This is a genomic window from Yersinia aldovae ATCC 35236 (assembly GCF_000173735.1).
Lineage (GTDB): Bacteria > Pseudomonadota > Gammaproteobacteria > Enterobacterales > Enterobacteriaceae > Yersinia > Yersinia aldovae.
Genome location: NZ_ACCB01000030.1, coordinates 22,347 through 48,464 on the forward strand (window position 1 = coordinate 22,347; position 26,118 = coordinate 48,464).

The following is a 26,118-nucleotide window of genomic DNA, read 5'->3' on the forward strand; positions in this document are numbered from 1 at the left end:
TTACTCGCTCTGGCGCTCATCAAGCAGGCCACGGACAATCAGTCCGAATTGCTCCGGTTTACCGGTAAATAGCACGCTGTCAGGTTGAATCGCTAATAACTGCTGCCGTAAACTATTGCGCCAATCGGTGTCATTAATCAGACGTACCGTGACTGCGATGTACTCTGCTATATTATGCGTGATCAGCTCCTCAGCCAGCCCCAAACGACGAAATAGCCCTTCATCAATATGCTCATGAACTTCCGATCCACTGAGGCAAACACCCGGTAGCCCCTGACGCACGGTATCGACGATGCCATTGGTATTGCCAAAGGGAAACGGATTAATAAACAGATCACACTGGTTAATCACCTGTAAATAAGCGGGATAACTCAAATGCTCGTAAACTCTGGCTTCGGTAACCATATCAATGACCGCTTTTTCCATCACCCGATGGGTAATCCCCCAGCAAAAAACCGACTAAAAAAATGAAATACCACCGGAGTCGCCGCTTGATCAGCTATTTCGGCACAGGTCGCGAGAAAACGGGGGTTAATTTTCATCGCCGATGCACAAACAGCAATATGGACAACAGACCGCTCATCAAATTGATGTATAGGTTCCGGTTGGCTGATATTTATCGGCGGCACATATGGCAAACAATCCTTAGGTAATGAAACGACTTTTTCAGAGAAGCAGCCACTATCGCCCAGATAATCCTCTTCCACTAATACCGCGTCGATGTAATCGGAATGGGTCGTTGCTGGATGCCCCAATGCCATCACCTGCAAAGGTGCCAGGCGCAAGTTACTCAAAGCAATGGTAAGTGGAAACATCCCGACACTGGGGAAATAGATAACATCCGGGCGCAGTTGCTGTGCCAGAGCGGCTATCGCTTCAACCGCCCCCGCCCGCAGCACCTCGGTGAAGTCATCAAAAACCTCGCGAGTTGTGGCATCGGTTGCCTCCATTATCGTAACACCATGAGTAGAAAACTGCTGGCGAGCGGCCCGCAGAGTGCTGGAGTGAGTGCGATAAATAGAATGCCCGCTGTTAAACCATTCTAAAATAACCAGCATCAAGGGTTTGCTGCGTGGTGGGGGGCGAGAGTCATTATCAGATAACCCATTGTGTAGCAGCGCATTACGCAGATGAAAATTAATGCTGCGCTTTATGGCATGTTTTTTCGCTATATCAGCGTAACTGCAATGCATGTACACATCGTGGAGGATGCGCTCGGGTAAGTGTTCAAGGCTCTCTAGGGTTAACAGTTTTTCAGGCAACCACGCTAATAACAGCTCACGTTTCGCATGGCCCGCCGCACGGGGTAAAATGCGCGGTGACAATAATGCCAAAAAAAGTGCCGCCGCCGCATGAGGATTAAATTGCCACAATAAATCCGGCTGAAGCGGAATACCCGATTCGGGTAAATACATCAGACAAAACTTCAGGAAATTATTGTGCTCAAACCGTAAAGGGTGAGCGCACCCCTCCCCCGCCTGGTTAAGATTGGTAATAACATGATCCGCATGAACAAAAGGTGATGCAGCAAATATCAACGCAATCCAGCGGTGGAAATTGATCAGTTGTAAAAAGCCTTTATCTGAAATCACAAAACCAGGATCAGAAAACAGGTTGCTAATGGCCGCAGCTAAACGATTACAGAAACGCTCCTGCTGCTGTACCGATTGTTGATTAAGCGAAAAAACATCCCAGCGGCCATATTGGGTGTCCAGTTGCTCCAATACCAAGAGTAATAATCGCCCGGCCTCCTCATAGCGCCGCACACAGACGAGAAACTCGAAATAAGGTAATGAAAAGTCTACCGGCGTCTCTACTGCGGGTGTTAATTCAACCGTTTTGTCCACCATTGCCCGTCCTCTTTGTCACGTCGACATTCCGACTTCTCTAGCAAATTGAGTTGGTTAAGAATTTGTCACTTCAGGTCTGAGATAGCAGGTAGAGGCTTCCAGCGGCCGAGAACATGCGTATCACAAGGTTGCGGTGGCGTGTTAACACCTTCAGGGAGACAAACGTCGACACTGATATTGGCTGAGATATCATGTTCAGACTCGATCACGATAGGCGCGGGTGAGGTATGCCCTTCAAGAGAACTGAGGATCTGGTTTCGTTTTATCAATAACAAATCCGGCTGACTCCCCTCCTGAAGCGGCATTACTGTAGCGCCGGCCACTGTTGTTGTTCGCTCAGGTGAGATAAGAGCAGCTTGGGTATTGGCAGCCGTATTAGTATTGACAGTGGTATTGACAGTGGTATTGACCGAAGTATTGGTGGTGACAATGCTATCAGCCACGGTGTAATCATCCAGGTTATTTTTATCAACCGCCTGACCGTTAATAGTGACATTCTCACCGACGCTTTCCGGCAAGGTTATCAAGACAGAAAGCTTGCGGGTCATGGTGCTGCTGCCACCAATCATAATGTCACTAACAATAGCCGCATCATTGAGGAGGACGCCGTGGTTATTGCCAGAATTACCGCTTATCGCGCCACCGCTGACGGTACCATTGACGTGTACCCCATGACCGCTGTTAGAGGCTATGCCATTGACCGTAGTGTTACCGCTATTAGTCACCGGCCCGGACAGTTCCACACCATGACCATCGGTGGCGTTACCATTTAACGAGGTGTTATCGAGGATATTGAAACCGCCCAATGTAACGCCGATACCTTGCTCACCGTGGGCATTGCCGCTCACCTGTAGCGAGTCATCCTCGCCGCCACCGCTCAGTGTGGCATCTTTACCCACATAAACACCTATGCCGTTGGTGGTATTCCCCTGCACCACACTGCCGTGAGCGCCAGACAAATTACCAACAATTTCCATCCCCCTGCCATCCGTGCTGCTGCCATTCAAGGTGGCGTTATGCAGTTGAGTGTTACCGTCAACTTTGATGCCGCTGCCCATATCTGATATACCGCTGACCATTGCGCCACTGACAGCACCGGCAAGTTGTACACCGTTACCACCAACCGCCTTACCGACAATCGTGGTATTACCTTCATTTTGCTGCAAGCCACTAATATCAATCCCCGTCCCGTTAGTGGCATTGCCTGCCAGCGAGGTATTATCGAGGATATTGAAACCATCCAATGTAACGCCAGTGCCTTTCTCACCGTGGGCGTTACCGCTGATGACCAATAAATCAACACCATCGCCACCGTTAAGGTGGGTACTGATATCAACCTCTACTCCGGTGCCATTGACAGTATCACCATACACCGCACTCCCATTGCTACTCGCAAGGTTACCGGCGATTTCCACACCTTTGCCATTGATGCTGTTACCGTTCAAGATGGCGTTATTCAGGCTGGAGTCACCGCTCACGTTAATACCACGGCCATTGGTCGACCCGCCCTCAATTCTACCGCCTGCGACAGCCCCGTTTAGTTGAATACCATCGCCATCAGTGGCTTTACCGTCGACAGTAGTATTGCCGCTGTGAGTAAACGGGCCATTGATATTGATACCAATGCCAGCGGTGGCATTACCACTCAGCTTGATATTATCAAGGGTATTATTGCCCATCAGCATGACGCCGCTACCTTGCTCACCGGTCGCATTACTGCTGATAATCAGCAGCCCCCCTGTTCCATCACTAGTGAGATTGAGATCGTGGCTTACATACACACCCGTACCGTTTACAGTATCGCCATGCACCGTACTACCAAAGTCACCAATGAGATCGCCTGAAATCTCCACGCCCTTACCCTCCGCACTATTCCCCATCAGCACGGTATTGTTAAGAACCGTTTCGCCATCGACTTTCACCCCACTGCCACTGGCAGAGACACCGTTGATACGACTATCGTCAAGAGTGCCTTTAACTTGCACGCCAATGCCGCTGGCTGAGGTACCATTCACCACACTTTCGCTAAGCGAGCCATTAACCTGCACACCAATACCTGCACCGGAAGCCGTACCGGTTAATCCCGTATTGATACCGTCGGTTAGCGAACCACTGATATCTAACCCAATGCCGTCCACAGCAGAGCCATATAAGCTAGTGTTGCTTAAGTCATTATTTCCGTTTAGTTTTATACCATCACCAGAGCCAGTTATTGCAATGCCGTTTATGGTAAGCAAATCAGCCTGACTGGTACCCGTGACATTTATATTTTCTTTAATATTAATGCCATAACCTATTCCATCAGTGATGCCATTAATGGTGCTTTGATTAATGCCATTGATATCACGGGTTATTTCCATTCCGATGCCGTTATTACTGCGGCCATTGAGCGTTATATTATCCAAAATCGTGTTAGCAACCCCACTGGAACCCGGTAATGAATCCACCGTCACACCGCTGCCATTAATTGACTTACCGGTCAGAGTAGTATCGGTAATTGTGGTATTACCGCTCATTCTCAGCCCTTCGGCATGAGCCGAATGCCCTGTGACATTAATGCGATTAATTTGATGTTCTGCACTGAAAAGATGAACACCGGTGCCGTTGGTACTGGCTCCGACAAGCGTCACGGGGCCGCTACTGTTATTAACAATGCCAGAAAGAGAAACACCCGTTCCCGCAATGCTACTGCCTTTAATTAACGTGTCACCCTCGCCATGTAATATCACCGTATTATTACTGGTAGGGAAATTAATTCCCGTACCGCTGCTGGAGCGGCCCTCCATGGTTAAAGAACCATTATTATTTATGGTTAACATCGTCGCACCTGAATGGGTTATGCCATCTCCTCCAGTAGTATCTGATGCGCCTTTATTTTCACCAAGGAAAGCTAATTGACTGCCTTTAGCAATATTGAATGTATTACTACCATGAAAATCAATCCCTCGGCTTGCTGTATCCACACCGTCTGTCACACCGTGAAAAGCGACATTCCCGTCGACTGAAAATGTATTGCCTGATCTAAAACCAATACCTACTCCCTGGGTTATATTAAGTGCATTACCGGTAAACGAACCATTTTTAGCAACCAACGTGTTATTTCCCTCTAGAATTAATGCTGCACTTTGCGAAGAGGCTAATGGCGAATTAGTCTCCGCATAAATGGAAACATTACCTAGCGAGGCGTTAAAATCAATATTATTTATGTAAATACTTCCCATGCCAACCGATGAGCCATTGATGTCAATATTCTTACTCTCAGATATCAAACTCAGGTTTGATAAATTAATTGATGAGTGACTGCCGGTGCTATTCTTACCTAATATGGCAACATCTCCTTGCGCCGTAATATTATTACGCGCGCCCACCGAATCACCTTGAATAATAACGCCATTCGCCTCCCCAACACCAATTAACGTAATATTTTTCTGTGCATTCAATGATGAGTTTGGTTTAATAAAAACACCATTATTCATCGCAGTAGCATTAAAATTAATGCTACCAGCTGTCGAGGTGAAATTGCCCCCCTCTAATACAATCCCATCAGCGCCAGTAGCATCAGAATTTACTTCAATACCATTGGCGGTTACATTAGCGTTGCTAAATAACATGCTCTTTACACCATGAGCATTGGCGGTAAAATTACCATTACCCGTTTCGATATTGGCATAATCGACAACAATACTGGCTCCAGCCCCCTGACCGGAATGACTCCCCACCATCGCTATATTAGCGCCAGCCTTAATATTCACATAGTTACTGGTATTGCCACTGATATTTATACCATCAGCATCTGCTTGCATTCCCGTTGTGATACCTTTCATATTGATATCTTTATGAGCATTTACACTGCTATTGCCTGAGATCCAGATCCCTTTATGCGTTGTAGTGACATTCGCATTAATATTACCAGAGGTTGCCGTCATACTCCCATCGAATAATAAAAATGCGTCAGCGCCAGTGACATGGCTTTTAATATTAATATTTTCCCCGCTAGCATGTGACGCATTTAAGTAAATACCTTTATTAGCCCCACTGATAATATCGCCATTAACACTAAAGGAAAGATCACCAGAATTAGCGGTTATCTTACTATTCTTGAAGACTATCCCACCCCATGCATTACCATTAGCCTTGAATGCAAGGTCTTTTCCGCTAACAATACTTACATTATTGAACGCCCCCATCCATGCTATTTTAGAGTTAGAGTTTATTTCGAAGATCATATCACCAGCGCTGACTATGGATGAACCATCGGATATATCAACACCACGCCACCCTTGCTCATTAGCATTACTGCTTTCACCGGATATATGTACCTCCCCTACCGCAGTAATATTAGCCGCGTGACTAATGTTCACCCCAACCTGAGATGCTGCCCCTGTATTTCCATTAAGAGTGAGGTTGCCGACATCATACCGACCTCCAATTAACTCTATACGTGCGGTATTATTTTCGTTAGCATGTTTTGCGAGTAGGTCACCGCCATTTAATAAGATATAACTGTTATTTAATGTAATAACCGAATCTACCGTAGTATTACCCGCCAATAAGTTCAGATTCAGTCGCCCCGCAGTAGAAGTGATATTACTATCACTCACAATATTGCCATCAGCGTGCAACGTCAGCGTCGCATTACCCCCTGCCGTTTTATTAATATCGGCTTGCAGTGTAATATTGCACCAGCGACAACTCAATAGACTGCTATTACTGGTGGTAATTGTCACGTCGGTGCCATTATTAAGCTGAGCATTGATACTGCTATTTAATATTTGGGCAATATTGGCGGTTGGCGTGAAAATCTGTGTGTTGGTGGCATATCCGGCAGGAATATTGCCTATCTGAACTAATGCCCCAGTCTCAGTACCGCTGCTAACAATGTTTACCTCTGCCGGATCGAGCAGCCAGCGGCCCCTACGACCATGAATAGTCGCAGTATCAACATGACCAAAAGCCTGTAAATTACGCCGACTGGATGTTTCAACCTGCCCACCATCACCCGACTGCGACCCACCACGGGCATGAATATCACCATAAAAACCGGTGTAATATTCAGACCATAACACCGCAGTCCCCCCCGCGCCTTTGTTTGATGAAGAAACATCAATATTCGCACTTTTATCCATGACAACTGAGCGAGAGTTTCTTATGCGACTATTTTTGCCCTGCCAACCTCCTCCGACCAATACATTGCCACCGCCAATGCTCCCCTGTGCATCTATTTTGCTGCCGGCAACCAAATGTATATTTTCACCTTGCAGGATAACGTACCCGCCATAGCCCTGCGAGCTACTGACATCCATCAGCCCCTGCTGGCGCACCAACCCCCCCCCTCACTGCCGCCATCAAGAAAAATAACCCCATTCTTTTCAGACAAACCCTGAGCCCGCAAAATACCGGTATTATCAATCACGGTATTCATTAACATCTCTTTGCCGCGAGCTGTTAGTTGGATAACCCCTTCATTAGCCTGAATCAGCCCACCGTTTTTTAGCAAAGCGCTAACTTGTTCGCCCTGAACTTGCACACCCAGCAAGCTACCGTGGTCCAAATTAAGCGTGACACGGCTCGCGCTCACTAATACCACTTTCCCTTGCGGCGCGTTGATAACACCCGATGCCTGATTATCAACCTGCTGGCCAATCAGCGCGATATAACCGCCCGCAGTGGTTCTCAGATGGGCCTGATTAATCACTTGGCCTTCACTTTTTAGGCTGGTCAGCGTATAGGATCCGTTAATAAAATCATGATTAGACATAGACTTAGTACTGGCAACTAACCCCCCCACATCAACTTGCGCACCTTTACCAAATAGAATGCCATTCGGATTAAGCAAAAAGACCTGCCCATTTGCTTTTAAGTTGCCATATATCTGTGATGCATCACGGCCTAGCACCCTATTTAGCGCAATGCTCTGCGTCCCTGGCTGGTTATAAATAACGCTGTTGCCCTGGGCGATATCAAAACTCCCCCAGTTGATTGCCAGCTTATCGCTTTGCTGCATTACGGTAAGGGTCGTGTTATTAGCATCCAGCACACCTTGGCCGACCACAATATTGCCGTTAGCTGGTAGTGGAGGATGGGCGAATACCAACGGGGACAATGTACCTGGCACTATTCCCATCAGCATGACCAGACGGCTAAATACTCTTGCTTTTGTTTTATAATCATTCACTCGTTTCCCACCGACAGGCGAAAATGAGCGGCCATAAGATCGGGTAAATTCTCCAACAGCAATCAAGCATCCCAACCGGCGGCAGAAAATAAGTTTGTATAATGTACTGTTCATTATTCGTATCCATTCAATCTGACAAATATGCCGATCAGCGCTAGAACATCTTGTAAGCGCTAAGCCATAATTGATCGTTATCCGGTTGAGGAGTTGCGGCCTGGCCGGTTCGATGTGCCCAGGTCAGATTCAGGGAATAATCTGCCGAACGAGAGAGAGTGATATAGGCACCAAAACCAGACAGGTTGATATTATTTCCTGCCAGGCCCTGGATAGGCTGGCGATAATAACTCCCCCACCCTTGGTCAAAGAATGCGGCAAACGTGACTTGATTTGCGGCCCCAGCCCAGAGTGGCAATGGAGGCAACCAGCGGGTACGTAATTCAGTGGTGAAAAATGTGCCTTTATCCACCGCACCCTCGCCGATGCCATAGGCCCGAACGGCAAGAGGCCCACCCAGCAACAGTTTTTGCGAGCTATCGAGGTTTTTGCTAGCCATCTGGCCAGTGAATTGATTGAAGAAAGATAAGTCAGAACCAAAGCCCTGATCATGACCAACACGATAATTAAAGCGGCTAAAAGCACCGTCAATGCCCGTCAAGGAGTTCATGCTTTGACTGAATTCGTCATCCAGCGTCAAGTGACCCGCCGTTCCCAGCAAATTGAAATTGCTAAGCCCACGGGATACCGCAGCAAAAGTGCCATAAATACCAAACTCACCGGCATTCAGATTGCGCTTTTGTTCTGGCAACAGAATGAGTGAGTCACGCATTCTCGACTGATAATAACCAGCACTCACATCAATTCTCACCGACGAATTACGTATCCACGGATGACGTAAATTAATCCCCCAGCTATCGAAATAACCATGAGCATCCAATGGGTCAAACGGCCCTGTTAGGGTATAATTCAGATGACTATAATTAAGTGCTGCACGCGTACCGTAACTATTAATAGGAAAATTGTAATCCAGCAAACCGCTAAAAACATCCGCCGAACTGGATAAAATAAAATCGGCCCGTAATTGGTCACCCCAACCAGTCATATTATTTAGCGTACCACCTGCTAATAAGCGATTGTGACCAGAGTAATCATTTCCCTGATTATCTACACCGAGATAACCCATCGCAGTTTGACCGGGGATAATATCAGCATACACTCGAGTCATTCCTGATTGAGTCCCCGGCTTTAATGCTAAAGAAGCATCAACTCCGGGTATTTCATTAAGTATGAGGGCGGTACGTTCCAGGCGGGATAATTCAGCCAGAGAAGCCGTGCAATCTTTCCCACCTAAAAAACCGGCTTCTTTGCTGCAACTATTACTTTCAATCACAGCAGTAGCAAATCGGGTGTTCAACCGGCTCTGATTATTTACTTCTGGTTTATCTAATCTGCCAGCAATAATACGTACGACAACAATGCCCCCATGAACCGCCTGCGGCGGTAATATAGCCTGAGCAGCAACCCAGCCTTGCTGTCGGTAAAAACGAGTTACAGCCAACGTCATAGCCTGTAAATCATTAAAGGTTAATCGCTGGCCGATCCAAGGCTTAATCACGCCTGGTAAGGCTTTATTATTTACGTTACCCGAGTGCAATAACTGGATATCCCCCTCAAACTTGACCTCACGTAAAATGATGGTGCCAGACGTATTAGAGCGGTCTGATAACACAGAAGAAGCCAAAGGTGGGAGATTAATTTCCGCCTCCTCTGGTGCACGTAATGGTTCTATTGTTGTTTGCCGTATTTCATTACTAATCGTACCAGCATTTGGCACACGTATTACCCGAGGGGCAGCAATTAACTGTGAGCAAAAAAAAAGAACAAACAATATTACACAGAATTTCAATTGGAACTGGCACCGTAGCACTGCTGGATAATAAAGATATCGCATAAAATATGCCTGCTTAACATGATTAAAACGCCAGCTAAAACAATATAAACCCTTGTTGTTTAATACTGGCCCGCATAGTTAGTTATTTTTAATTAGCAAGTAAATGCTTTTATGAAAGCACATTAAAATAAACCCCAATAAGATCGAGAGATAGAAATAAACATCAAAACAGTCGTTCTTTGCTGCTTCAGCCTAGTAGCCACAGCTTATTTGTCACAAATAGTTATTTATGGTTGATATAGTATTATCGACATGAAAGAATAATTACTTTAAATATAAAATAATTATTCAAATAGCCATATGCTACAGAAATGCAAACGCCATAACATAAGTTAGTGAAATATAAAAAATTAACAGATAAGCCAACTCTGTGGTCACGCGAGAACCTACCAAAAAGCCAAACAAGACGTTATAAAAAGCACCATGCAGCAGACAAATAATAATAATAAAAAAACCCGCATGACTGAACGGGGTTCTTATATTCTCTTTAATATTATTAATCATGCTATTACATTAATAAATTTATCATCCATTCTGTCGAATGCGAGCAATTAAATCATCAACACCATCAATGTGTAATGCGGCTAATATCAAGGTTCGCCCCAAACTTAGTGCGTGGCGCTGGCATGTCCTGCGCATCTCATCATCAGCAATACTATCCAGATCAGCCACATGGGCTAACCCAATGGTGCGTCGAATCAATTCACTGCCACAATATCCCACTGCATCTTGCCAAACCTGCTGTAGAAATAGCTGGGCGTAACCCGCCGTTGCCAGCGCTGAATCTTGTGTTTTTTCCTCGCTTAAGGCCAGAAAACGGTGGGCGAAGGTTTCCCACAAAATATGAATATCTTTCAACCGCTGTTCACGACCCGCCGCTGCATCCCTTGGGCCAGCTAACCCCGGCAAACCACAGTAGTTGAGCAGTAAATTACCCAGTGCGGTGCCCACATCAAAACCTATCGGGCCATAGAAACCAAACTCAGCATCGATGGCTTTCAAACGCCCCTCGGCAACAAAAATGGAACCACTGTGAATATCACCGTGCAGCAATGCTTCGGCTTTGCTCAAAAAACGGTGTTTTAGCGAAGCGACCGCCAATTTGAGCGCATCATCCTGACGCAATGCCAGTACTTCGGGTAATAACGCCGGATCGAAATTATTACGATCATGATCAATGTAGGGATCAGTAAAGAACAAATCTTCAGTAATTTGGCACAATTCCGGGTTGGTATAGCGGCTGACTGCCGCCTTTTTAGCTTGGGCCGACTGATAAAAATCGGATGTATGGAATAAGGTTTGCGCTAAATATTCAGCCAGTTGTGCTGCGGCCTGAGGATAATATTTACCCTGAATCAATTCACTGCGCCAGATTTCGTGATCAGATAAGTCCTCCTGAACCATCACCGCCAGCTCGGCATCATGATGCAGAATATTAACCGTATGTTGTGGGCAAAATTGGCGGTGGGTTAACAGAGTTTCTGCTTCAATTCTGGCGCGATCCAGGGTCAGCGGCCAAGACTCGCCCACACAACGCACATAAGGCAGTGCTTGTTTAACAATCACCCGGCTAATCCCGGTAGCATCACGGATTTTAAACACCAGGTTGAGATTGCCATCGCCAATCTCATCGGCAGTGACTAAAGATTGCGGGTCAGCTACCTGACCAAATTGGCGAGCATATTCAACGGCATCCGCAGCAGTAAATGTATGGTAGCGCGACATCTTTAACCTCATTATTCTTTATCTGATTCAGATTCACTCACCGCCAGTCATTTGCTTAGCCGTGAAATCATTCCCTGTTCGAGCAAAAAACGCATTTAGGCGTAAAACCATGTAGACGTCCATACATCCGTAAGTTATGTTGGCAGAATAAGAAACCAGATGCAATAACGCAACATGGATTTAACTGACAATGCAGACGCTTAACACGCTTGATTTACAAACGACCAGCTTAAAGATTGTTGATGGGAAGCTGTGGATACTTGACCAACAAACCTTGCCACAACGCCAGGAATGGCTATCCGCCGATACGGTGGAATTGCTGATTGAGCATATTCAAGCATTGCGCGTACGCGGTGCACCATTGATTGGTTTATCAGCCAGCCTGTTGTTGGCTTTGTTGGCAGAGCGCGGTTTGCCGCAAGCCCAGCTTGAACAAGCGCTGATTGCGCTGCGGGAATCACGCCCAACCGCCGTGAATTTAATGAATAATCTGGCGCGGATGCAGCAGGCATTATTGCAAGCTAATTGGGTCGCAGCCATGACTCACGAAGCATTGCGTCTGGTAGAGGAAGACCGCGAGTTATGTGAGCGCATTGCCCGGCATGGGGTGCAATTGGTTAAGCCTGACAGTAACTTACTTACCCACTGCAACACCGGCGGGCTCGCCACTGCGGGCATTGGTACGGCTATCGGCGTGCTACTGAAAGCGCATCAGCAAGGTAAGATCAAGCAGGTGTGGGTAGATGAAACCCGCCCATTGCTGCAAGGTGGTCGCTTAACCGCTTGGGAACTCGGCGAATTAGGGATTCCCTATCAATTAATTTGTGATTCGATGGCTGCCAGCCTGATGGCTCAGGGCAGAGTCGATGCTGTCTGGGTGGGCGCTGATCGCATTGCGGCGAATGGCGATGTAGCGAATAAAATTGGTACCTACAGTTTGGCCGTATTGGCGCATTATCACCGCATTCCATTCTACGTAGCGGCCCCGCATACCACCCATGATCCTGACTGCCCGAATGGCGCGGCCATCCCCATAGAGCAACGGGATGCCAGCGAAATCAAAGGGGTATCCGGCGGTTTCGGCCATTGCCAATGGGCACCTGCGAATGCGCCGGTGTATAACCCGGCGTTTGATGTTACCCCAGCCGCATTAATCAGTGGTTGGGTGTTAGATAGTGGTGTTATCACGCCAGAACAAGTCTCCGCAGGATTCTTCCAGCCGAAGAATTAAGCCGTATTTGAAATTTTATCCCCAAAGTCATTGGAGTCGCAGGTAGGCAGCAAGCGTATGACAAATCGGGCGGGAACCGATTTGAACAGCATTTATGCTAGCCCGTAGGACGAGCCTCAAGGATGAGGCTCATTAATCCCGATGAGCTTACTTATATTTTAAGATCAAGACCAGTAAGTGATTCGGGTGTGTGAGCGCAGCTAACACCCCTGCGGCTTTAAGGACGAAGGGGATTAGTCCAGGCGCGGGTAGGCATCAGCTATCTTATCGCCGCTAAAACGCGCCACCCAACCCTCTGGATTATCAAATACCCGAATAGCGGTAAAATTCGGTTTAGACCCCATATCAAACCAATGCGGTGTATCCGCTGGAACTGACAGTAAATCATTCTTTTCACAAAGAATTTGGTAAATCTTATCATTGAGATGCAAGCAAAATAACCCGGTTCCTTCGACAAAGAAACGCACTTCATCTTCACCGTGGGTATGTTCTGATAAGAATTTCTCGCGCAAGACTTCACGCTGCGCATTATCAGGACGCATACTGATCACATCCCAGCTCTGGTAGCCCTTTTCCGCTACCAACCGGTTAATTTCATGCTGATAAGCTGCAATCACCGCGTCCGGTTGTGGGTTCTCGCCCAGTTCGCGATCCGCCTGCCAGCGCTCAAATCGTACGCCAATAGCGGTCAATTGCTGTTGAATTTCCTCAGCATCGCGGCTTTGCCACAGCGGCTGTTCTGGCTGCTCATCACTAAAAATGGTTAATCCGCTCATGCTGTAAAACCCTCTATGTCTATTTCATCAAAACGGCTGACTTGGCGATGACGGCTTTCGCTGTCGGGAAGATCTCGAATCAACTGACAAGTCTGCCAACCGGCAAGCTGTGCGGCATCCAATTCCTGGCGGATATCAGATAAAAACAGCAATGCTTGCGGGGCAATAGCCAGCTGATGAGCAATATTCTGATAAGCGCCCACTTCGCGCTTTGCCCCAACATGGGTATCAAAATAACCACTGAATAATGGCTGTAAATCACCTGTATCACTGTAACCAAACAATAATTTCTGAGCATCAACCGAACCGGATGAATAGACATACAACTTCAGCCCTTGCTGCTGCCAATCAGCCAGTTGCGGCGCAACATCGGGGTACAGATGGCCACGAAAATCACCTTGCAGATAACCGCTGCGCCAAATAATTCCCTGAATGGCTTTTAGTGCAGTAGATTTGCGGTCTTCATCCATAAAACTGTGCAATGTGGCAATCAGCGTTTCACTATCTGCATCCGGTTGTTCAATCTCGCGCCGCAAGCTGAGTAATGCGCTCGCAACCTCTTCATCCTGCTGATGTTGACGTAAAAAAGGCGTCAGCCGCTCACGAGCATAAGGAAACAACACTTGGTGAACAAAGCGGATGTCGGTAGTGGTGCCTTCAATATCGGTCACTATTGCCTGAATCATTTTGCCCCCAGTTTAAAATTGGCATCCAACAGACGGCGTTGCAGTTCACACTGGAACAGGAATTCCAGCCCTTCCAAATGACGGCGGGCTTCAGACACACTATTTCCCCAACAATACAAACCATGCCCACGGACCAAAAAGCCATACCGTAATGGATGATTATCAGCCAGCGCGGCAACTCGCTGCGCTAAGGCCGGGATATCCTGATCATTATCGAAGATGGGGATCACCACGCTATCCAGATGACTGCGTTGCCCTGAGAGGGATTTCTGCATCTCGTAGCCGTGCAATACCAACTCATTGCTACGCTCGACGCGCGATAGCACCGTAGCATTCACCGAGTGAGTATGTAATACCGCATTGATTTCAGGGTATAGCCGATAAAGCAGGGTATGCAGGCCCGTTTCCGCTGACGGGATGCGCCCGCTGGGAACATGGCTATTGGCCGTCTCCACCAGCAAAAAATCATCCGCAGTCAAACTCCCTTTATCTTTGCCCGACTCCGTAACCAGACATTGAGCGGAATCCAGTCGCAGGGACATATTGCCGCCGGTCGCCGGGCACCAGCCCTTCTCGCCAATCCAGTGGCAGGCGGCTAGCAGCGCGCCGAGTTGTACATTTTCTGTCATTGCATATCCCTGTTGTGGTGTTGATGTGCCAGCGCATTTTGCTACTGCAATCAGCCAGACGATTATTCTAAGCACATTTTTCACTGATGCTTAGTCAACCTCGTCGTTTAGCCGTTTAACCATCTAAGCGTCTCGATTGCCAAATCTTAACATCGTGTTATATTAACGGCAACATAACAGCGTCGGGAGTATTCATCTGCCATGAGCACGTTATCTTTTATTCCAGACAGTAAATTACCCGCACTGGGCACCACAATTTTTACGCAAATGAGTGCGTTGGCGCAAAAACATCAGGCAATTAACCTGTCGCAGGGCTTCCCTGATTTTGATGGCCCTGATTACCTGAAACAACGATTGGCCTATCATGTCAGCCAGGGCGCAAACCAATATGCCCCGATGATTGGTGTGGCTCCGCTGCGCCATGCTATTGCTGAGAAAACGGCTAAAATCTATGGCTGGCAGCCCGATGCTGAAAGCGAAGTCACGGTGACCACCGGTGCCAGTGAAGCGCTATTTGCCGCCATTACCGCGCTGGTGCGCCCAGGCGACGAAGTGATTTGCTTTGATCCCAGCTATGACAGTTATGCCCCAGTGGTTAAATTGGCCGGCGGAATACTCAAACGCATTGCGCTTAAACCTCCCGCATTCAACACCGACTGGGCTGAGTTTGCTGATTTGATATCTGAACGCACCCGATTGGTGATTGTGAATACGCCACATAACCCCTCGGCAACAGTGTGGCGCGCAGCAGATTTTGAACAATTGTGGCAAGTGATTGCTGAGCGCAATATTTATGTTCTCAGTGATGAAGTATACGAACACATCTGTTTCAGCGCGGCAGGCCATGCCAGTGTGTTGGCCCATCCACAATTGCGCCAGCGGGCTATTGCGGTCTCCTCTTTCGGCAAAACTTTTCATATGACCGGCTGGAAAGCGGGTTATTGCATCGCCCCCGCGGCGATCAGTGCCGAAGTGCGCAAAATTCACCAATATTTGACATTTTCGGTGTGCACTCCAGTCCAGTTTGCACTGGCTGACATGCTTAATAGCGAACCGGAACATTGGCAACAATTGCCGGAATTTTACCGCGCGCGCCGTGATCGATTCGTCAATGCGCTGTCAGCCAGCCGATTCAACATTCTGCCCAGTGAAGGAACCTACTTCTTGTTGGCCGACTACAGCGCTATTTCTGATCTCGACGATGTTGAGTTTTGCCAATGGCTCACCGAACACGTCGGTGTGGCTGCGATACCGTTATCAGTATTCTGCGCAGGCCCGTTCCCCCATAAATTGATCCGATTGTGCTTCGCCAAACAGGATGCCACGCTGGATGCCGCTGCGGAGCGATTGTGTCAACTTTAAAACTGACTCTGCTGCAACAACCGCTGGTGTGGCTGGATGCTCAGGCGAATCTGCGTCACTTTGCCATGCTGCTGGAATCCATACAGCAGCGTGATGTGATTGTGTTGCCGGAAATGTTTACCACCGGTTTTGCCATGAATGCCGCTGAAAATGCATTGCCAGAAACTGAGGTCATTGATTGGTTACGCCACTGGTCGGCGCGCACCGATGCCCTGATTGGCGGCAGCGTAGCTCTGAATACCCCTGACGGCGCGGTTAACCGTTTTCTGTTGGTGCAGCCAGATGGGACAATCCATCACTATGATAAACGCCACTTATTCCGTATGGCGGGTGAGCACCATCACTACCTGGCGGGTAAAGAGCGTAAAGTTGTTGAGTGGCGCGGCTGGCGAATTCTGCCGCAAGTCTGTTATGACCTGCGCTTTCCGGTGTGGTCGCGCAATCAGCAAGATTATGATTTAGCTCTTTATGTCGCTAACTGGCCTGCCGCCCGCGCTAAACATTGGCAAACGCTATTGGCAGCACGAGCAATAGAAAATCAGGCTTATGTCGCTGGCTGCAATCGGGTTGGTGATGATGATAATGGCCATTACTATCAGGGTGATAGTGTGATTTTGGATGCCCAGGGCGAAATTCTGGCCCAGACAGAACCGGGGCAAGCGGCACGACTGGATGCGGAATTATCATTGAAAGCACTGCTGAGTTATCGGAAAGCATTCCCCGCATGGCGGGATGGCGACAAGTTTTTATTGGTGTAAAAACCAACCGATACGGCACGTTGCCCTTCAGGGGCCAGGTCGTATTGGCTACCGCCAGCCGCTTATTTAAAATTCATCAACTAAAAATAATAACTTTGATTATCATTATTAATTATCTAATACTATCGCCTGTCGCTTTTCTCAAATAAGAACAGTCTCTCCCATGATGCAAAAAGCTGAAAACGCCGGTTTAAGTCCGGCATTGATCGTGTTGATGTCGGTCGCTACCGGGCTGGCGGTTGCCAGTAACTATTACGCCCAGCCATTACTGGAAACCATCGCGCAAGCCTTTAATCTCTCGGTCAATCAGGCTGGTTTTATCGTCACGGCCGCCCAGTTAGGTTATGCGGTGGGGCTAATGTTTCTGGTGCCACTGGGTGATATGTTTGAACGGCGCGGGTTGATTGTCGCTATGACTCTGCTGGCCGCAGGCGGCATGTTGATTACTGCCATGTCGCAAAACCTCACCATGATGATTGTCGGCACCGCTCTCACCGGTTTGTTCTCAGTGGTGGCTCAATTGTTGGTTCCACTGGCGGCAACACTGGCTAGCCCAGAAAAACGCGGCAAAGTAGTCGGGATTATCATGAGCGGCCTGCTACTGGGGATTTTGTTGGCGCGAACAGTGGCGGGCGCATTAGCTTCTATTGGTGGCTGGCGCACAATTTATTGGGTTGCCAGTGCATTGATGTTCGTGATGGCATTAGTCCTATGGCGCTACTTGCCACGCTATAAACAACATACCGGTTTGAATTACGGCCAACTGCTGGGATCGATATTCTCACTGTTTATCCGCACGCCAGTATTGCGCACCCGCGCCTTGCTCGGTGCGTTGTCGTTTGCCAACTTTAGTGTGTTGTGGACTTCAATGGCCTTCTTACTGGCCTCTCCCCCATTCGGCTACTCAGAAGCGACCATCGGGCTATTTGGTTTGGTCGGTGCCGCCGGTGCGTTAATGGCGACGAAAGCCGGTCAATTAGCCGATAAAGGTAAAGCACGTATTACCACCAGCGTTAGCTTGGGCTTACTACTACTGTCATGGATACCGGTAGCGCTTGGTCAGCACTCAGTTATCGCGCTGATTATCGGGATTGTGGTGCTGGATCTGGCGGTACAGGGGGTGCATGTCACCAATCAGAGCGTGATATATCGTATGATGCCGGAAGCCCGCAATCGGTTAACCGCCGGTTATATGACTACGTATTTTATCGGCGGTGCATTAGGTTCGATGATTTCAGCCGCCGCATATCAACATGCAGGCTGGTATGGTGTGGCGCTGGCAGGTTTAGTCCTGTGCATACTGAATATCATCACTTGGCTGGCCGGTAAACGCTTTGATCCTGCGGCAGATCAGCCCGTCGAATAATTATTAATTACCTAACTAATAATCAATATAGATATAAATTTGGGTTATAGGGTATTAAGACAATAACCACTCTGGTAATGTTACCTTACGTATTATTTCGCCCTGTAACCCAAAGATCTTATGCCAAACCCAATCACCAACGCCCCGCCAGCGACGCGGTCGACTGCCACCTTTATCGAGGGCGTTACCGATAGCCTGCCCATTGTTATCGGCTACTTACCTGTGGCTTTCGCCTTTGGTTTGAGTTCAGTAAAACTGGGGTTTACGCCGCTGGAAAGCATTTTCTTTTCTTGCATTATTTATGCCGGAGCCAGCCAATTCGTTATCACCGCCCTGCTCAGCGCGGGAATGTCACTGTGGGTTTCCGCCTTGACCGTGATGGCGATGGATGTTCGCCATATTTTGTACGGGCCGGCACTTAAACATCGCATTCTGGCAAAATTATCTGACAAAAAAACCGCCCTGTGGGCTTTCGGCTTGACCGATGAAGTGTTTGCCGCTGCAACCACCAAGCTAATGAAAGACCAAAGACGCTGGAGCGAGAACTGGATGCTCGGTATCGCGTTCACTTCGTGGCTATCCTGGATAGCAGGCACAGCTATTGGTGCGATGTTTGGTAATGGGCCGTTGGATAATTATCCGGCTATCGAAGCTTCCCTCTCCTTTATGCTACCGGCGTTATTTCTCAGCTTCCTGCTGGCCTCATTTAAGCGCCAATACAGCCTAACCGTTATTGCCTCGCTGACCGGAGCCTTGTTGGGCGCACTGTTGTTCTCTATTCCAGTGGCTATTTTGGCCGGGATCGGGGGGGGTTGCCTGGCCACCCTGCTGCAATCCGCTCCTGAAGCAGTAACAGAACAACATGAGAATAACGAACAGGAGCCAACGCCATGAACAGTGAGGTTTTGATCATTGGCCTAGTGGTGGGAACGGTAAATTACTTATTTCGCTATTTACCGCTGCGACTCGGGCCAGCGCGCAAGCAAGCCGGATTGCCACGGGGGAAAATCTCGCTGTTGCTGGACAGCATTGGCATTGCCTCTATTTGCGCATTATTGGTGGTTTCCAGCGCACCGGAAATCGTGCATAACCCGCAGAAATTACTTCCCACATTAATTGGTTTTTTGGTTATCTGCGGATACTTTTACAAAACCAACAGTATCATTTTCGCCACATTATTCGGCGCACTCAGTTATGGCCTGACATTCAAGTTACTAATGATTCTTGGCTAATAAATTGACCGAATTATGAGCAAAAACACAATATCCCTACATTTATTAATACTAATTGCTTACACACCACGAATGAATAACACGAATTGCTAAATTTTTATCGTATTATACCGTTTACATTATTAGTAACTATCGTTACTGTACCGTTTGAAACTAATGAGGCTCCTTATAATGGAAAGTTCGTTCACGCCCATCGAACAAATGCTTAATTTTCGTGCAAAACGTCAGAAAGATTTCCCTTATCAAGAGATTCTGTTGACGCGTTTGTGTATGCATATGCACAGTAAATTACTCGAAAACCGTAACAAAATGCTTAAAGCACAAGGGATCAACGAGACCCTGTTTATGGCATTAATTACGCTGGATGCTCAGGAAAGCCACAGTATTCAACCGTCAGAATTGAGTGCTGCACTCGGTTCTTCGCGCACCAATGCCACCCGCATTGCTGACGAGTTAGAAAAGAAAGGTTGGATTGAACGCCGTGAAAGCCACAATGACCGCCGTTGCTTGCATTTGCATTTAACCGAGGCGGGTGTCGAGTTTTTAAATCAACTCCTTCCACCACAACATAAATGTCTGCACTTTCTTTGGTCTACGCTCGATGCCGACGAGCAGCAGCAGCTTGAAACGCTCACGCGTAAGTTACTGGTCCGCTTAGATCAAATGGAAGTTCCGGAACAGTAATTCCATCGGTTCTATCCAGATACATAACTTTATCCAGGTAAATCACTATGTCATCCCCACATAGCTGGAGACTCGCGCCCCTATTCGCCGTGCTAATACTGGCAGGTTGCGCCTCAAGCGACAATATTGCTCCTCAGTCTCAAATGTTGGATAACCAGCAACTGCAACTGGCACAGCCCAAAGTCAGTTCGCTGGCATTAAGTCCTCAGTGGTGGCGGGTGTTGGAAGACGCCCAACTCGATGCGTTGATGACACAAAGCCTGCAAACCTCACCCTCGCTTAAACAAGCGGCGGCACGGGTACGGGAAGCGCAGAGTGTGATGGGCCAGGCTGACGCGGCCAATGGCCCAAATCTGGATTTGTACGGCAGCAGCACACGGGAAAAAGTCTCGCAAAATACTTTGCAGCCGTTTTTGCAGGCTTATCCTAATAAACCGTTGTATGAAACCTCCAACCAGCTTGGCCTGAATCTCAGTTATGAGTTTGATTGGTGGGGAAAATATCGCAACCGGGTCAATGCCGCTAATGCCCAAGTGAATGCCGCTCGTGCCGAACAGCAACAGGCCGCGCTGACGCTTACCAGTTCAGTGGCATCGGTTTATTACCAGTTGCAGAGCAACTTTGCACTACAAAACGTGTTGCAACAGGAAGTGGATAACAACCAGCGGCTGGCTGATTTGCGCACTAAGCAATATCAAGCCGGTATCTATGGCATTGAAATTCCACAGCAAACGCAAGCTCAGGCTGACACGGCCAAACAACAAATTATTCAACTGCAATCTCAAGGTGAACAACTAAAACATCAGTTGGCAGCCCTGACAGGCCAAGGCCCAAGTGGTACGCAAAATCTGCGCCCAATACCATTGCCTGAAATCACCCGTTTAGCCCCGAAAGGCGAGCTAACTACCGACTTACTCGGCAAGCGCCCGGACATTACCGCCCAGCGCCAACTGGTTGAATCTTATGATCAACGAGTGAAAGCGGCACGTAAAGAGTTTTACCCAAGCCTATCGATTAGCGGATTTGCCGGTTTATCTACCACCAACTTCCAGGGCACCAACCCTAATTTATTGGAAGCCGCCAGCCAGGCATGGAACTTTGCTCCGGCTATTTCATTGCCTATTTTCCATGCAGGCGCGCTGCGCAGTCAGTTAGGCGAGGAATCCGCACTCTATGATGAAGCGGTTGAATCCTACAACCAGACCATTCTCAATGCCGTGCGAGAAACGGCTGATGCCATCACTATTCAGGAAAGTAGCCAACTTCAATTGCAGCAGGCGGCATCAGCGTCGCAATCCATGCAGAAGGTTTATAACGTCGCCGACGCCCGTTATAAAGCAGGGATTATTGGCCGCGATGAACTGTTGGTAAGCGAATCACAATATCTACAGCAGCAGCAATCAGAACTGACCGCCAGTAGCAATTTATTGCAGGCCAAGATTGGATTGATCCGTTCATTGGGTGGCGGCTATCAAGCCCCCGTCAGTGATAGTTCACAAAATAAAACACTATAAATGTGGGGAAAACCATGAGTACAAGCGCGGAAGCTCAAATCCCGCAACAACCGCAGAATAAAAAGAAGCAACGTAAACGCGTGCTGCTGCTACTGACGGTTATTTTTATCATTATTGGGGTGGCTTACCTTATTTATTGGTTCCTGGTGCTGCGCCATCACCAAGAGACTGATAATGCTTATGTTTCTGGCAATCAGGTGCAGATCATGTCGCAGGTTCCTGGCAGTGTCGTCAGTGTCAATTTCGAGAATACTGACCTGGTTAAAAGTGGTGATGTACTGTTAGCTCTTGATCCAACGGATGCCGAACAAGCCTATGAGCAGGCAAGAACCGCATTGGCAAACACTGTGCGCCAAACCCACCAGCTGATGATTAATAGCAAACAATACCAGGCCAATATCGCGCTGAAGAAAACGGAGCTGAGCAAAGCACAGAATGACCTGAAACGCCGTGTGGTGCTGGGTTCTGTTGATGCAATTGGTCGTGAAGAACTGCAACACGCTCGTGATGCAGTCGATGCAGCACAAGCTTCATTGGATGTGGCGATTGCACAATACAACGCCAATCAGGCGCTGGTTCTCAATACACCGCTGGAAAAACAACCGGCGGTAGAACAAGCTGCGGCCAAACTGCGTGATGCCTGGCTCGCCCTGCAACGTACCAAAGTTGTCAGCCCGATCACCGGTTTTGTTTCGCGTCGCAGCGTGCAAGTGGGCGCTGAAATTGCCAATGGTGCGCCATTGATGGCGGTGATTCCGGCGAACGAAATGTGGGTTGACGCCAACTTTAAAGAAACACAATTAGCCAATATGCGTATCGGTCAAAGCGCTACCGTTATCGCTGATTTCTATGGTGATGATGTGGTTTATCAGGGGAAAGTGGTGGGTCTGGATATGGGAACGGGCAGTGCCTTCTCGCTGTTACCGGCACAGAATGCCACCGGTAACTGGATCAAAGTGGTGCAGCGCTTGCCGGTTCGTATCGCACTGGACGCCAAACAGTTGGCTGAACATCCGCTACGTATTGGCCTCTCTACCACGGTGAGGGTAGATACCGCCAATACAGATGGCCAAGTGTTAGCGCAAAACGTGCGTAAAAAACCGGCATTTGTCACTAATGCGTTGTCACTGGATTTAGCGCCGGTGAATCAAATAATTAGCGATATCGTTCATGCGAATGCGGGTTAATGCTGATGCAAATGCAAGTTAAGCGCGCCGGAGGCCAGTGTGGCACAAAAACCGCTTGAAGGTGCCCAACTCGCCTGGATGACGGTTGCGCTATCATTAGCGACCTTCATGCAGGTGCTGGATTCCACCATTGCTAACGTGGCTATTCCGACGATTGCCGGAGATCTTGGCTCGTCCAACTCCCAAGGCACCTGGGTTATCACCTCATTCGGTGTGGCAAATGCGATTTCCATCCCGATCACCGGTTGGTTGGCAAAACGCATCGGTGAGGTCAGATTGTTCCTGTGGTCAACCGGGTTATTTGCCCTGGCCTCATGGTTGTGTGGTATTTCCAACAGTCTGGGGATGCTTATCTTCTTCCGCGTCATTCAAGGGCTGGTTGCCGGGCCATTGATCCCGTTGTCACAAAGCTTGCTCCTGAATAACTACCCGCCCGCCAAGCGAAGTATGGCCCTGGCATTGTGGTCGATGACCATTGTTGTCGCCCCCATCTTTGGGCCGATCCTCGGCGGTTATATCAGTGACAACTATCACTGGGGCTGGATCTTCTTTATCAACATCCCAATCGGGCTGCTAGTCATTTTAGTGGCGGGCAGTACGTTGAAAGGGCGAGAGACTAAAACCGAAATCAAACCGATTGATACCGTGGGATTGGTGTTATTGGTGGTGGGTATCGGTGCGTTGCAAATCATGCTCGACCAAGGCAAGGAGCTGGATTGGTTTAACTCGACCGAGATAATCGTCCTGACAGTGATTGCCGTGATTGCTATTACCTTCCTGATCGTGTGGGAGCTGACCGACGACCACCCCGTTATCGATTTGTCATTATTCAAATCGAGAAACTTTACCATCGGTTGTTTATGTATCAGCCTGGCCTATATGTTGTACTTTGGCGCAATTGTATTACTGCCCCAGTTACTACAGGAGGTATATGGCTATACCGCCACCTGGGCCGGCCTGGCGTCAGCACCAGTGGGGATCTTGCCGGTGTTGCTGTCCCCCATCATTGGGCGTTTCTCGCATCGAATTGATATGCGACAACTAGTCACATTCAGCTTCATTATGTATGCGGTTTGTTTCTACTGGCGGGCTTACACATTCGAACCGGGAATGGATTTTGGGGCCTCGGCGTGGCCGCAGTTTGTACAAGGTTTTGCGATAGCTTGCTTCTTTATGCCGTTGACCGCTATTACATTATCTGGCTTGCCACCGGAACGAATGGCGGCAGCATCCAGTTTGTCTAACTTCCTGCGAACACTGGCCGGGTCGATTGGTACCTCAATCACCACCACCTTGTGGACGCAAAGAGAGTCGATGCACCATGCGCAGTTGACGGAGTTTGTTAATCCGTTCAACCCAAATGCCACGCAGACTTATCATGAGTTGGAGAAACTTGGGATGAACCAGCAGCAAGCGTCGGCTTATTTGGCGCGGGAGATTACCAACCAGGGGCTGATTATCTCTGCCAATGAAATATTCTGGCTCTCAGCGGGGGTATTCCTGCTACTGCTTGCGCTGGTGTGGTTTGCTAAACCGCCATTTACCTCCGGCGGAGGCGGCGGCGGTGCGCACTAGCGACTAACACTGAGCAACAAAAAGGGCGCTGACTTATCATCAGCGCCCTTTTTTATTTTATGGTTCAGTTATATATACCCAAAGTCATTGGAGTTGCAGGTAGGCAGCCAGCAAACACATTCCGATGAGCTTACTCAAGTAAGTGATTCGGGTGTGTGAGCGCCGCTAACACCCCTGCGGCTTCAAGGACGCAGGGTATTTTGACGCCACCACTCTGCCAGGAGAATCCCCGTCGCGACAGACACATTCAAACTTTCGACTTTGCCCGTACCACCGATAGACACACTCACATCACCCTGCTGCCAGGCGCTGTCGGTCAGGCCATCACTCTCTTGCCCTAAAACCAGCACCATTTTGGCTGGCAGTTCAGCTTTTGACAGGCTGACACCTTTATGGCTTGAGGTGGTCACGATGGTGTAACCGGCTTTACGGAAGGTATCCAGCACCGAGAGGAAATCATCAGCATTGATTGCTTTAATATGCTCCGCACCGCCTTCTGCGGTACGAACTGCCGCACCGGATTCCAGTATCGCCGGATCTTGCAGCAACACGCCGTTAATACCAAAGTGCGCACAAGTACGCATAATGCCACCCAGATTATGTGGGTTACCCACGTCTTCCAGTGCCAGTACACAATCTTTCGCCTGAGTCTGCTGTTGCAGATAAGTTTCTGCATCCAAACCCTGACGTTTTTTAATCAGGAAGCACACGCCACCGTGGTGTTCAGTGCCAGACGCTTTTGCCAGTTCATCTTCTTCAACCACATGGTAAGCCTTGCGGTTAGCCGCCATCCATTTCAGCGCGTCGCGAAAACGTGGCGTCACGGACTGCACAAACCAGGCACGCACGATAGCATCAGGGCGGCTTTCAAACAGCGCTTTACAGGCATTTTCGCCATAAACGCGTGTCTCTTCAGCCCGTTGACGACGCAATTGCGCAGGATCCACATGACTTTTGCCGCTGATACCGCCGTGATCAAACTCAGGTTCTTCAGATGGCGCACGAGACACGGTTTTCCACGGTGAATCGTAAGGGCCACTGCTATCAGAACGCGCCGGACGACTCGGACTCACGCGTTCATTACGGCCGGAATCGTTACGACGTGAGTCATTATTACGCGGTGAACTGCCCCGACCCGCATTATCACCCGGACGACCTTTGCCTGCCGGACGCGGGTTTTTACCCGGTTATTGCTGTTACGGTCGTCGCTGCTGTTTTCGTCACTGCGGACGTACATCACTTTAACTTTGCCGTTTTTGCCACTAAATGAATCGTTCATTGTCTTCTCCACCAACGCGCAGGGCGCGAAGATTACCTGATGTCCGCCCGGTTAGCCATAAGCAAGCGCTAAAAGCTAACAACTATCGTATTCATCGAATAAACCTTTTTGGCACTTATCTCGTTTATCTCCATAATAGAT

At 48.5% G+C, this 26,118-nt stretch carries 17 protein-coding genes and 2 pseudogenes; 10 read left to right on the forward strand and 9 right to left on the reverse strand.

The annotated features are described in order from the left end of the window. From YALDO0001_RS13930 to mtnK, 5 genes and pseudogenes are all read right to left on the reverse strand, one after another. A pseudogene (locus tag YALDO0001_RS13930) lies at nt 1-1,850 on the reverse strand (glycosyltransferase). Between the two features lie 65 nt (nt 1,851-1,915). Further along, nucleotides 1,916-7,171, reverse strand: coding sequence for a beta strand repeat-containing protein (locus YALDO0001_RS13935; RefSeq protein WP_435372772.1), 5,256 nt, complete (start codon nt 7,169-7,171; stop codon nt 1,916-1,918). Continuing rightward, nucleotides 7,153-8,139 carry a two-partner secretion domain-containing protein gene (locus tag YALDO0001_RS22550; protein WP_435372773.1) on the reverse strand — a complete coding sequence of 329 codons (987 nt, stop codon included), beginning with the start codon at nt 8,137-8,139 and terminating at the stop codon, nt 7,153-7,155. Before YALDO0001_RS22550 ends, YALDO0001_RS13935 begins: the two co-directional genes overlap by 19 nt. A gap of 40 nt (nt 8,140-8,179) precedes the next feature. Beyond that, a complete protein-coding gene (locus YALDO0001_RS13945) occupies nt 8,180-9,973 on the reverse strand; it encodes a ShlB/FhaC/HecB family hemolysin secretion/activation protein (RefSeq protein WP_042840095.1) in 1,794 nt (597 codons plus the stop codon). 525 nt (nt 9,974-10,498) lie between these two features. Next, the gene (gene mtnK, locus YALDO0001_RS13955) at nt 10,499-11,698 is read right to left on the reverse strand and encodes an S-methyl-5-thioribose kinase (RefSeq protein ID WP_004704045.1); all 1,200 of its coding nucleotides are present in this window, start codon (nt 11,696-11,698) and stop codon (nt 10,499-10,501) included. 190 nt (nt 11,699-11,888) lie between these two features. Here mtnK and mtnA point away from each other — a divergent pair, with 190 nt between their 5' ends. Further along, nucleotides 11,889-12,929, forward strand: a complete 1,041-nt coding sequence (gene mtnA / locus YALDO0001_RS13960) for an S-methyl-5-thioribose-1-phosphate isomerase (RefSeq protein WP_004704046.1) — start codon at nt 11,889-11,891, stop codon at nt 12,927-12,929. A 233-nt stretch (nt 12,930-13,162) separates the two neighbouring features. Here the strand turns inward: mtnA and YALDO0001_RS13965 are convergent, their stop codons facing one another. Genes YALDO0001_RS13965 through YALDO0001_RS13975 form a run of 3 tightly spaced genes read right to left on the reverse strand, consistent with a single transcriptional unit; the run spans nt 13,163 to nt 15,020 of the window. After that, nucleotides 13,163-13,705 (reverse strand): 1,2-dihydroxy-3-keto-5-methylthiopentene dioxygenase, encoded by a 543-nt coding sequence (locus tag YALDO0001_RS13965; protein ID WP_042840096.1) that lies wholly within the window; start codon nt 13,703-13,705, stop codon nt 13,163-13,165. Next, a complete protein-coding gene (mtnC, locus tag YALDO0001_RS13970) occupies nt 13,702-14,391 on the reverse strand; it encodes an acireductone synthase (protein ID WP_042840097.1) in 690 nt (229 codons plus the stop codon). The genes YALDO0001_RS13965 and mtnC overlap by 4 nt, the downstream gene beginning before the upstream one ends. Further along, entirely contained in the window at nt 14,388-15,020 is a 633-nt protein-coding gene (locus tag YALDO0001_RS13975; protein WP_042840098.1) for a methylthioribulose 1-phosphate dehydratase, read from the reverse strand. Before YALDO0001_RS13975 ends, mtnC begins: the two co-directional genes overlap by 4 nt. A gap of 201 nt (nt 15,021-15,221) precedes the next feature. Here YALDO0001_RS13975 and YALDO0001_RS13980 point away from each other — a divergent pair, with 201 nt between their 5' ends. The 9 genes from YALDO0001_RS13980 to emrB all read left to right on the forward strand — a co-directional run bounded on the left by YALDO0001_RS13980 (nt 15,222) and on the right by emrB (nt 24,698). Continuing rightward, nucleotides 15,222-16,382, forward strand: a complete 1,161-nt coding sequence (locus YALDO0001_RS13980) for a pyridoxal phosphate-dependent aminotransferase (protein WP_004704050.1) — start codon at nt 15,222-15,224, stop codon at nt 16,380-16,382. Then, complete coding sequence (locus YALDO0001_RS13985; protein ID WP_042840099.1) at nt 16,370-17,140, forward strand: amidohydrolase; 771 nt, start codon at nt 16,370-16,372, stop codon at nt 17,138-17,140. The genes YALDO0001_RS13980 and YALDO0001_RS13985 overlap by 13 nt, the downstream gene beginning before the upstream one ends. A 166-nt stretch (nt 17,141-17,306) precedes the next feature. Next, nucleotides 17,307-18,506, forward strand: a complete 1,200-nt coding sequence (locus tag YALDO0001_RS13990) for an MFS transporter (protein WP_086016816.1) — start codon at nt 17,307-17,309, stop codon at nt 18,504-18,506. 120 nt (nt 18,507-18,626) lie between these two features. Beyond that, nucleotides 18,627-19,400: an AzlC family ABC transporter permease gene (locus YALDO0001_RS13995; RefSeq protein WP_004704053.1), complete on the forward strand. Its 774-nt coding sequence runs from the start codon at nt 18,627-18,629 to the stop codon at nt 19,398-19,400. Further along, nucleotides 19,397-19,738: an L-valine transporter subunit YgaH gene (gene ygaH, locus YALDO0001_RS14000; protein ID WP_042546701.1), complete on the forward strand. Its 342-nt coding sequence runs from the start codon at nt 19,397-19,399 to the stop codon at nt 19,736-19,738. Before YALDO0001_RS13995 ends, ygaH begins: the two co-directional genes overlap by 4 nt. Before the next feature lie 171 nt (nt 19,739-19,909). Continuing rightward, the gene (mprA, locus tag YALDO0001_RS14005; RefSeq protein WP_004704055.1) at nt 19,910-20,422 is read left to right on the forward strand and encodes a transcriptional repressor MprA; all 513 of its coding nucleotides are present in this window, start codon (nt 19,910-19,912) and stop codon (nt 20,420-20,422) included. 47 nt (nt 20,423-20,469) lie between these two features. Continuing rightward, nucleotides 20,470-21,936 carry an efflux transporter outer membrane subunit gene (locus YALDO0001_RS14010; RefSeq protein WP_042840101.1) on the forward strand — a complete coding sequence of 489 codons (1,467 nt, stop codon included), beginning with the start codon at nt 20,470-20,472 and terminating at the stop codon, nt 21,934-21,936. 14 nt (nt 21,937-21,950) lie between these two features. Continuing rightward, nucleotides 21,951-23,123, forward strand: a complete 1,173-nt coding sequence (gene emrA / locus YALDO0001_RS14015) for a multidrug efflux MFS transporter periplasmic adaptor subunit EmrA (protein ID WP_042840102.1) — start codon at nt 21,951-21,953, stop codon at nt 23,121-23,123. Nucleotides 23,124-23,162: 39 nt separating this feature from the next. Next, nucleotides 23,163-24,698 carry a multidrug efflux MFS transporter permease subunit EmrB gene (emrB, locus tag YALDO0001_RS14020; protein ID WP_004704058.1) on the forward strand — a complete coding sequence of 512 codons (1,536 nt, stop codon included), beginning with the start codon at nt 23,163-23,165 and terminating at the stop codon, nt 24,696-24,698. 182 nt (nt 24,699-24,880) lie between these two features. On the opposite strand, the pseudogene YALDO0001_RS14025 reads toward emrB, so the two are convergent. After that, a pseudogene (locus YALDO0001_RS14025) lies at nt 24,881-25,977 on the reverse strand (tRNA/rRNA methyltransferase). Nucleotides 25,978-26,118 lie beyond the last annotated feature (141 nt).

Coding starts and splice junctions, on each gene's coding strand:
- YALDO0001_RS14010 (WP_042840101.1), top strand. CDS start 20,470: ATGTCATCCCCACATAGCTGGAGACTCGCGCCCCTATTCGCCGTGCTA.
- mtnA (WP_004704046.1), top strand. CDS start 11,889: ATGCAGACGCTTAACACGCTTGATTTACAAACGACCAGCTTAAAGATT.
- YALDO0001_RS22550 (WP_435372773.1), bottom strand. CDS start 8,139: ATGAACAGTACATTATACAAACTTATTTTCTGCCGCCGGTTGGGATGC.
- YALDO0001_RS13990 (WP_086016816.1), top strand. CDS start 17,307: ATGCAAAAAGCTGAAAACGCCGGTTTAAGTCCGGCATTGATCGTGTTG.
- YALDO0001_RS13975 (WP_042840098.1), bottom strand. CDS start 15,020: ATGACAGAAAATGTACAACTCGGCGCGCTGCTAGCCGCCTGCCACTGG.
- YALDO0001_RS13965 (WP_042840096.1), bottom strand. CDS start 13,705: ATGAGCGGATTAACCATTTTTAGTGATGAGCAGCCAGAACAGCCGCTG.
- mprA (WP_004704055.1), top strand. CDS start 19,910: ATGGAAAGTTCGTTCACGCCCATCGAACAAATGCTTAATTTTCGTGCA.
- YALDO0001_RS13945 (WP_042840095.1), bottom strand. CDS start 9,973: ATGCGATATCTTTATTATCCAGCAGTGCTACGGTGCCAGTTCCAATTG.
- YALDO0001_RS13995 (WP_004704053.1), top strand. CDS start 18,627: ATGCCAAACCCAATCACCAACGCCCCGCCAGCGACGCGGTCGACTGCC.
- emrA (WP_042840102.1), top strand. CDS start 21,951: ATGAGTACAAGCGCGGAAGCTCAAATCCCGCAACAACCGCAGAATAAA.
- ygaH (WP_042546701.1), top strand. CDS start 19,397: ATGAACAGTGAGGTTTTGATCATTGGCCTAGTGGTGGGAACGGTAAAT.
- mtnK (WP_004704045.1), bottom strand. CDS start 11,698: ATGTCGCGCTACCATACATTTACTGCTGCGGATGCCGTTGAATATGCT.
- YALDO0001_RS13980 (WP_004704050.1), top strand. CDS start 15,222: ATGAGCACGTTATCTTTTATTCCAGACAGTAAATTACCCGCACTGGGC.
- mtnC (WP_042840097.1), bottom strand. CDS start 14,391: ATGATTCAGGCAATAGTGACCGATATTGAAGGCACCACTACCGACATC.